An 8203-nucleotide genomic window follows, 5' to 3' on the forward strand; every position below is an offset into this window, starting at 1 on the left:
CGCATGACCAGCAATATGGCCGCCCCCTTTTTGCAGAACTTGACGCACACAACCGCTTAGATCGGAAACAGACGAACGAAAGGGGTGACACGACGCCACCCGTTCGATCGCAGTCAGGCCGGAGTCATGTTGACAGCCGTGTTACATGGTAATAGGGTTGTATGACAAGTTGGCCATGTAACGGGAGGAACATGCATGAGACAGCTAGGACTTGGATTGGCCATGGCAGCCGCGGGGCTCGCAATGGCTTTGCACACGGCCCGCGCCGACGAGGAACTGCCGATTGGCGTGATCGCCGCGCAGTCGGGCTCATTCGTTTCGGCCGGCAACACCATCGTCGGTGCGGCCAATCTGGCGGCGCAGCAGATCAACGACGCCGGCGGCATCAAGGTCGGCGACAAAACCTACAAGATCAAACTCTATATCCGCGACAACCGGACGGATGTGAACGTCACCATCGCGGCCGCGCGCGAGCTGGTCAACGACATCGGCGTCAAGGCGATCTGGGGCACCGAGACGCATGACTTCTCGGTGTCCATGGCCAAGATCACCGGCCCGGCCAAGGTGTTGCAGTTTTCCGGCAACAGCTCGCTCGGCGCCGTGCTCGACGACAAGGCCGTCGCCGAGGACGGCTGGCTCCACTACACCTTCCAGAGCGAGCCGCAGGAATGGCAGCGTAGCGGCAGCACCGCCAAGGGCGTGCTGTCGTTGCTCACGCCGCAGCTGAAGTCGCCACCGAAGCATTCGGTGGTGTTCGTCGGCAATGACGCGACCGGGCAGTATCTGTCGTCTCACTATGTCAAGGCGCTCGAGGCGGAAGGGCAGAAAGTCGACCTGGTTCAGTATCCGCCGGACACGACCGACTTCTCGCCGCTGCTCACCCGCATCAAGGGCATGAAGCCCGATATCGTACATTTTTGGTACAATGGCGATTCAACGCTCACCGCCTTCCCGCAAGCCCTCAAGCTCGGCGTGGCTCCGTCCTATTTCCTGTTCGGCGTCGACCCGGGCATCTATCAGGAGCGCAGCTTGAAGGCGGATGTGCCGGTGACGATGAGCTGCGTGCCGGTCTGCTGGGGTTCCTCGCCATACCCCGAGGTGAAGCAGTATTTCGACAAGTATTTCGGCCTCGGCGCCGCCAAGGGCCCGCAGTCTTCCGTTTCGCTGCTCTATTACGATTACTTCTTCTGGTACGCCAAGGCGCTGGAGAAGGTCGGCAAGATCGACGATCCGGACGCGGTGGTCGCAGAGCTCCTGAAGTCGGACTACAAGGGCGTCGTGTCGCCTGTGCCGCTTGTGTTCAACAAGCATCATCAGGTCACCTTTGCGACCGAGGTCTGCATGGTCGAACCCAACACATCCGACCAGTTCAAATGCGCGGTCGAGCAGCCGCCGGCCGCTCCACCGCCCGGCGACAACGGCGGCTGAGCCGGCCCGCAACGAAATCCGACATCGGGATGGGCGGCTATGTTCCGCCCATCCTTCCCTGCAGGTTCTCCACCCGGATTTGATGATGGACATTTTTGTGCAGCAACTGGTGAACAGCCTCTCGGTTGCCAGCGTCACCATTCTCATCGGCATCGGCATCACCCTGATCTTCGGCCTGGCCGGCATCGTCAATTTCGCGCATGGCGAGTTCCTGATGGTCGGGGGCATGGCGACCTGGTTCATGGTCGGCGCCGGGATGAACTTTTTCGTGGCGCTGGTATTGGCCGGCCTGCTGGTCGGGGCACTCGGCTTCGCCGCCGAAAGATGCTTGTTCCGCTTCACGCTCAACCGGCCGATGAACGGCTTCATCATGTCGATCGGCCTCAGCGTGATCCTGCAGCACGCCGTCATCCGCGTCTTCAACGAGTTCCAGAAAAGCATCACCGACCCGGTCGGCCTAGTCTGGACGATCGGCGGCGTGGATATCATCGCGATGCGCGCGATCGTCGTCGCGGTAACGGCCGTGATCGTGGCGATAACCTATTTCGGCATCTCGCGCAGCCGCTATGGGATGGCGTTGCGGGCGAGCGTTTCTGACCGCGACACCGCGGAGCTGATGGGCATTCCGGTTCGCCGCTACGTCACCGGCGTCTTCATCTATGGCAGCCTGCTTGCCGGCATCGGCGGCGCGCTGATGATCTCGCTGTTTCCGATCACGCCCTTCACCGGCAGCGTCATCATCATCCGCGGCTTCGCGGTCTCGCTGATCGGCGGTCTCGGCAATGTCGGCGGCGCCGTCGTCGGCGGTCTCGTACTCGGCCTCGTCGACGGCCTCAGCGCCGGTTACGGATATCCGGAATGGACCGACGCCTATTCGCTGGTCGTGATGATCCTGATCCTGGTGCTGCGGCCCCAGGGACTGCTTGGCGGCACGCTCGGCCCGAAGGCGTCGTGAGATGTCGATGCCAATGACCGACAACAGCGCCGGCAAGACAGGCGCCGCGCCAGAAGGCGTCAGGGCACGGGATCGGCTCGCACTTCTGACGGCCGACAATGCCGCCGTTCCGCTGCCGACCGGCGTCCAGGCGATCACGGCAATCCTGCTGGCGGTGCTGCTCATCGCCTTGCCCTGGCTCGGCCTCGGCTACCGCTTCCTGTCGATTGCCATCACGACGCTCTATACGGCGATCGGCCTCTACGGCCTCGGTCTGCAGTTCGGCCAGGCCGGCATCATGTCGGTCGGCCATGCGGCGCTGATGGGGGTCGGCGCCTATGCCTCGGCCATCCTTTCCGTGCAGCTCGGCTTGGGCTTCTGGACGTCGCTGCCCTTCGCCATGGCCTTGTCGGCGATCGTCGGCGGCGTCATCGGTCTGCCGACGCTGAGGGTGGGCGGACAGCATTACATCATCATCACCTTCTGCTTCTGCGCCCTGTTCGTGATCGTGCTCACCAATGGCGGCACCTTCACCGGATCCGCCACCGGCCTCGATGTCGGGTCGGTCACGCCCTTGCCCGGCATCAATTTCGACAAGCTCTCCAACAATTACTATTTGGTCCTGGCGGCGCTCTTCCTGGCGCTCGCCGCGACCTATCTCATCGGCATTTCGCGCTACGGCCGGACGTTGCGGGCCATCCGCGAGAACGAGCAGCTAGCGCGTTCGGTCGGCATCAATGTCGACCTGCACAAGCTTGGCGTGCTGATGGTTTCAGGCCTGTTCGCCGGCCTCGCCGGCGTGCTGCAGCTCTACTACCTGCGCCACATCTCGCCGACCCTGTTCGGCGCTTTCCCGAGCCTTTACCTGGCGCTGATGGTCATGCTGGGCGGCGCCCGCTATCTCTACGGGCCGCTGATCGGCGCGGTCGTCGTCAATTTCCTGCCCGAGGTGCTGAACCTCGATCCGGTCGATTCCCGCATCGCCTACGGCGTCTGTCTGCTTCTGGTGATCCTTCTGCTGCCGGGCGGAGTCGGAGCAGGCATCAAGAACGTCTACTGCGCGGTTCGCGGCGGGTTCGAAAAGCAAGGCGGAGGCACGAATGGCCGCGCTTGAGGTGAGGGGTCTGCGCAAGCAGTTCGGCGGCGTCGTCGCGCTCAACGGCATCGATCTCGACATCGGCACCGACCAAGTGGTCGGCATCGTCGGTCCCAACGGCTCCGGCAAGACCACCTTGTTCAACGTCGTCACCGGCGTCCACCCGGCGACCGGCGGCACGGTATCGTGGCAAGGGCAGGACATCACCAATATCGGCGCGCACCGCATCGCGCGAAAGCGGCTGGTGCGGACGTTCCAGCAGGCGATGTCCTTTCCGGGCCTGACCGTCGACGAGAACGTGCGTATCGCCTGGGAGCAGGGCAGGATGGGAGGCAGCCGCTGGGCGTCGCCCGGCAAGATCCTCGACTTTGTCGGCCTGGCGCCGCTCGGCAAGGCGATCGCCGGATCGCTGCCCTTCGGCAGCCTCAGGCGCCTTGGCCTGGCCGTCGCGCTCGGCGTCTCGCCCGAACTGCTGCTGCTCGACGAACCCGGCGCCGGGCTGAACGACAGCGAAGCCCAGGCCTTCGCGGCCGTCATCGCGCAGCTGCCGCCGCAAGGCATCGGCGTCTGCCTCATCGACCATGACATGGACATGATGTCAGACCTATGCGACCGCCTTATCGTGCTCGACTTCGGCACCAAGATCGCGGAAGGCTTGCCGGCCGAGGTGCTCGCCGATCCCAAGGTGCGCGAGGTCTACCTCGGTCCCGACAGGAAGGTGGCCGCGTCATGAACCTGCTTGCCGTCGAGCATGTGGATACCGGTTATGGGCCTGTCGCGGTCAATCGCGACGTCTCGCTTACGGTCGGGCAAAACGGGATCGTCACCATCCTCGGCCCCAACGGCGCCGGCAAGACGACGCTGTTGCGTTCAATAGCCGGCCTGGTGAAGCCGCGGCGCGGCACCGTGACCTTCGACGGCCGCGACGTCACCGCGCTTCACGCCGATGAGAAGGCCACGCTCGGCGTCGTGATGGTGCCGGAAGGCCGCCACGTGTTCGCCGACATGAGCGTTCGCGAGAACCTTTTGCTCGGCGCTTATTGCCGCAAGGACAGGCATGCGGTCGAAGCCGACATCAACCTGATGGAGAACTATTTCACCATCCTCGCCAAGAAGCGCGGCGCCAAGGCGGGCACGCTCAGCGGCGGTCAGCAGCAGATGCTGGCGATCGCGCGCGGCCTCATGGCCAGACCGCGCATCCTGTTGCTCGACGAGCCGTCGCTCGGACTGTCGCCATTGCTGGTGTCCGAGCTGCAGGGAATCATCGTTGACGTGCGCGAGAAATTCCGCGCGGCGGTGCTTTTGGTGGAGCAGAACGCCGGGCTGGCGCTCTCGGTGGCCGAGCAAGGCTATCTGATGAATTCCGGGCGCATCGTGGCGTCAGGCAGCATCGAAGAGTTGCAACGGTCGTCAGTCATGCAAGAACTCTATCTCGGCAAGAGGGCACAAGCAAAAGGAGCCCTGTAAAACGACTCCGCCACAGCACCGGCTCGAAGCACCCGCTAAAGGCCGTTACAGCTACAGGCGGCGCGGCGATCTTCCCCTTGGCCGTCGTTTTCTCTCCCTTGAGAAACTGTTTGCGCCGTATCGACGGCGATGGGTACCTACCTCGAGCGTCCTGAGTGCCGAAACCTTCGTTTCGGGAGCGCGACCGTTCTCGCTCACGGCTAGTGCAATTGTCGGAACACCGTAAACAGTTCGGCCTTCTTTTCAAAGCCGACACCTGGAATATCCGGTAGCCCGACATAGCCGTCCTCCACAGCAATGTCGTCGGCGAAGCCGCCAAAGGGCTGGAAAACGTCCGGATAAGATTCGTTGCCGCCCAGATGCAGGCCCGCGGCGATGTTGAGCGACATTTGATGGCCGCGATGCGGCACTACGCGTCGTGAGGACCAGCCAAGCGCCTTCATGATCTCCAGCGTGCGGAGATAATCCACCAGGCCGTAGGAGAGGCCGCAGTCGAACCGAAGATAGTCGCGGTCGGGCCGCATGCCGCCATGGCGCAGGAGGTTACGCGCATCCTGATGCGAGAAAAGGTTCTCGCCCGCCAGGCTCCTCGTACCAGAACAGGCGGTACTGCCGGATCGCCTCGGCATAGGCGATGGCGGTCTTCAGGTCCAAGCGTCCGTTGGCGATCCGCAGCGCACGCCAAATTGCGGCCGCTGTGGACAAAGCAGGAGACTGGATTCGGATTTAGGATAGCTTTGTAAGCATCGAGTTCTACTAGGTCCGTCGGATGCACCGTTGCGACGGTCTGACTCGCTGATCGGCCGCCAGTGCCGCTGGGCACGTTCCGCGTTGCCGTTGCGTCATGAGGACCGCGGTCCTGGAGCAACAAGGAACTGCTTGCGTCACGCGTTAGCCCCGGGATCGGGACCGAACAGCGTGGTCAGATGTACGACTGCGAGATCAGTCGGAGCGGCTTCGACCGCGTAAATCGCCGTCCCGCAAAAAAAGCAAAATGCCCTTACGATCATTTCGCTCATTTTCGGATCATTATACAGACTATAGGGTCCATTTATGGCAATGGAAGACAAGGCAGCAAGAACCCGAGTTCTTGGGTGCCGCAAGTCGCGGCACTCTATGCAGTCACAGATCGAGATCGAATTCTCGTGCAGGTCACAGGTGAACGTCGTGTGGCCACATTCACATTTGCCCCTGAAACCCTTCAGCATCTATGACCCATGGGCTGGCAGCTCTGAGGCCCTCCCGCAGCAAAGCAGCGGATCCGGCCGAAAGCAAAGAAAGCTAGTGCTTGTTTCTGTGATAGTGGCGCTGGGCCTTGGCTCGATTCCCGCAAACCGCCATGGAACACCAACGCCTTCGTTTGGTGGCGGATGAATCCATAAAGAGCCAGCTACAGGTTTCACATTGCCGAATGTTCTGGCTGGCGACGTCGGTGATTAGCGTCGACGCCGCGATGGCAAGCCGGCATTGCACGAGCGAAAGGCCGGCCTCGTCGGCAACCGAGTACCATCGCGCAGGTTGAGAAACGCCGGGGATCAGCCGGGCGTGCTGCAACGCCGATCGAAAGTTCATCTCGACAGACGAGCGATCTGATTCAGCCGGCGTGTCGCCGCTCATCGTCGATGTTATCAGCCGGTAGAGGCTTTCTCGCTGGATCCTCAGTTCCTGAAGACAGTGCTGAGCCAGATCGGGTCTCCTCGCTGCGAGGTCTCCGAGTACGCCACACTCCTCGACGTTGAGGACCTCAGCCGCGACGGCCCACGTCAAAATGTCCCAATAGGTATTCAAACGCTCCAAATCGCGAGCTTTGGTGTCTCCACCCTGTGTGTTCAGGAAATCGAGGACCTGATTGCCGGCGATAAAGGACCTTTCCGTCCATTTTTGGGCCAAACCTGTCATCTGCCGATCGCCCTAAGCTTGTTCGTGATCGGTAAAGCTCTCTGCCCCTTCTGCACTGGTTCCAGACGCAACGCCGGAGCGCTTAGCAGTCGCGAGCCGCAGTCGACCTCGGACGGGTGATGATTTTTCTGCATCCGACGATCATTCCTTTTGATTTGCGAGAGGCCGCTCTCGCAGTCTACCTAACCTGAATATCATCGCAAAGAGGTTAGAAAATGACAAGTGAACTTGCTGACGCATGGCCGCTGCCAGGGACCTTCGACTACAAGGGGCAACAAATTCGCTACGGGGTGGTCGGTGAGGGGGCGCCGCTGGTCCTCGTTCACGGAACCCCATTCAGCTCGATAGTTTGGCGGCGGATCGTCCCGTATCTAGCCGACCTTCGACGGGTCTATTTTTACGATCTCCTCGGCTACGGCCAATCGGAGATGCGGGACGGACAGGATGTGTCACTTGGAGTGCAGGACAAGGTCTTCGCGGCCTTGTTGCAGCATTGGGGCCTTGAAGAACCGGACGTCGTGGGCCACGATTTCGGCGGCGCCACCGTTCTCCGCGCTCATTTGCTTGGAAACAGAAACTATCGCTCGATGACCTTAGTCGATCCGGTTGCGGTGGCGCCGTGGGGCACCCCGCTCATCCGGCACGCGCGACAATACGAGAATGTGTTTGCCGGTCTACCGCAATACGTCCATGAGGCTATTGTCCCCGCCTACATCTCAGGTGCGGTACATAGGCCGCTCTGCGCAGAGATTATGTCGCTGTACGCTAAGCCTTGGTTCGGGGAGACCGGTCAGAAAGCCTTTTACCGGCAAGTTGCCCAGATGGACGAGCGCTATACTGACGAAGTTGAAACTCGGTATGGCGAAATCCGTTGCCCGGTAACCGTCCTTTGGGGCGAGGAGGACAAGTGGATTTCCGTCGAGCATGGCCGCGCCTTGGCTAAGAAGATCCCTGCTTCGGTGCTCAAGGTTATACCCGGCGCGGGACATATCGTCCAAGAGGATGCGCCGGAGGCTATCGTGGCGGCGCTGCTCGGCTTTCTTCCCAGCATCAAATGATGGGTTGAGGGTGGGTGCACCGCCAGGTCGTCCACTTCGGCCCGATCGTCTAGGCTGTCTATAGTAATTGATCTTGCGGCGAAAAGTGCAGCTATCTGGAGCGGCGGCGGTATTTTTCGAGATCAGCTGTGGCGGCATCGAAAACCACAAAGTGGGAAGGTTGACCGATTGGCCTCGATAGTTGGTGAACCGCAACCAGTGTGCCGCCAGCGGTAGGCCAGCGCTGGCGGCTGAGTGATATCGCGAGCGTTGCAGCGCAGCCTCAGTGGTTGTGTGCGTCAAGTTCTGCAAAAAGGGGGCGGCCATATTGCTGGTCATGCG

Annotated in this window: 8 protein-coding genes and 1 pseudogene; 6 read left to right on the forward strand and 3 right to left on the reverse strand. The window is 61.5% G+C overall.

Annotated elements, in window-relative coordinates:
• Positions 1-243 precede the first annotated feature (243 nt).
• From E5X34_RS32215 to E5X34_RS32235, 5 genes are all read left to right on the forward strand, one after another.
• A complete protein-coding gene (locus E5X34_RS32215) occupies positions 244-1428 on the forward strand; it encodes an ABC transporter substrate-binding protein (RefSeq protein ID WP_292573192.1) in 1185 nt (394 codons plus the stop codon).
• 85 nt (positions 1429-1513) lie between these two features.
• Complete coding sequence (locus E5X34_RS32220) at positions 1514-2383, forward strand: branched-chain amino acid ABC transporter permease (protein ID WP_042639200.1); 870 nt, start codon at positions 1514-1516, stop codon at positions 2381-2383.
• Between the two features lies 1 nt (position 2384).
• Positions 2385-3476: a branched-chain amino acid ABC transporter permease gene (locus E5X34_RS32225; RefSeq protein WP_292573196.1), complete on the forward strand. Its 1092-nt coding sequence runs from the start codon at positions 2385-2387 to the stop codon at positions 3474-3476.
• Positions 3463-4191, forward strand: coding sequence for an ABC transporter ATP-binding protein (locus tag E5X34_RS32230; protein ID WP_292573200.1), 729 nt, complete (start codon positions 3463-3465; stop codon positions 4189-4191). The genes E5X34_RS32225 and E5X34_RS32230 overlap by 14 nt, the downstream gene beginning before the upstream one ends.
• Entirely contained in the window at positions 4188-4925 is a 738-nt protein-coding gene (locus tag E5X34_RS32235) for an ABC transporter ATP-binding protein (protein ID WP_292573203.1), read from the forward strand. The genes E5X34_RS32230 and E5X34_RS32235 overlap by 4 nt, the downstream gene beginning before the upstream one ends.
• A 200-nt stretch (positions 4926-5125) precedes the next feature.
• On the opposite strand, the pseudogene E5X34_RS32240 reads toward E5X34_RS32235, so the two are convergent.
• The 3 genes and pseudogenes from E5X34_RS32240 to E5X34_RS32245 form a co-directional block, all read right to left on the reverse strand.
• Positions 5126-5591, reverse strand: a pseudogene (locus E5X34_RS32240) (enolase C-terminal domain-like protein); the annotation flags it as partial.
• Positions 5592-5809: 218 nt separating this feature from the next.
• A complete protein-coding gene (locus E5X34_RS32985) occupies positions 5810-6133 on the reverse strand; it encodes a GFA family protein (RefSeq protein ID WP_366664947.1) in 324 nt (107 codons plus the stop codon).
• Between the two features lie 73 nt (positions 6134-6206).
• Positions 6207-6824: a CGNR zinc finger domain-containing protein gene (locus E5X34_RS32245; RefSeq protein ID WP_292573206.1), complete on the reverse strand. Its 618-nt coding sequence runs from the start codon at positions 6822-6824 to the stop codon at positions 6207-6209.
• Positions 6825-7039: 215 nt separating this feature from the next.
• On the opposite strand from E5X34_RS32245, the gene E5X34_RS32250 reads away from it, so the two are divergent.
• The gene (locus E5X34_RS32250; RefSeq protein WP_292573209.1) at positions 7040-7882 is read left to right on the forward strand and encodes an alpha/beta hydrolase; all 843 of its coding nucleotides are present in this window, start codon (positions 7040-7042) and stop codon (positions 7880-7882) included.
• Positions 7883-8203: the final 321 nt, after the last annotated feature.

Source organism: Mesorhizobium sp., from assembly GCF_004963255.1.
GTDB lineage: Bacteria > Pseudomonadota > Alphaproteobacteria > Rhizobiales > Rhizobiaceae > Mesorhizobium.

Excerpts from the sequence above, each read along its gene's own strand:
- E5X34_RS32215 (WP_292573192.1), top strand. The coding sequence starts at position 244 with ATGGCTTTGCACACGGCCCGCGCCGACGAGGAACTGCCGATTGGCGTG.
- E5X34_RS32250 (WP_292573209.1), top strand. The coding sequence starts at position 7,040 with ATGACAAGTGAACTTGCTGACGCATGGCCGCTGCCAGGGACCTTCGAC.
- E5X34_RS32225 (WP_292573196.1), top strand. The coding sequence starts at position 2,385 with ATGTCGATGCCAATGACCGACAACAGCGCCGGCAAGACAGGCGCCGCG.
- E5X34_RS32235 (WP_292573203.1), top strand. The coding sequence starts at position 4,188 with ATGAACCTGCTTGCCGTCGAGCATGTGGATACCGGTTATGGGCCTGTC.
- E5X34_RS32220 (WP_042639200.1), top strand. The coding sequence starts at position 1,514 with ATGGACATTTTTGTGCAGCAACTGGTGAACAGCCTCTCGGTTGCCAGC.
- E5X34_RS32245 (WP_292573206.1), bottom strand. The coding sequence starts at position 6,824 with ATGACAGGTTTGGCCCAAAAATGGACGGAAAGGTCCTTTATCGCCGGC.
- E5X34_RS32985 (WP_366664947.1), bottom strand. The coding sequence starts at position 6,133 with ATGCTGAAGGGTTTCAGGGGCAAATGTGAATGTGGCCACACGACGTTC.
- E5X34_RS32230 (WP_292573200.1), top strand. The coding sequence starts at position 3,463 with ATGGCCGCGCTTGAGGTGAGGGGTCTGCGCAAGCAGTTCGGCGGCGTC.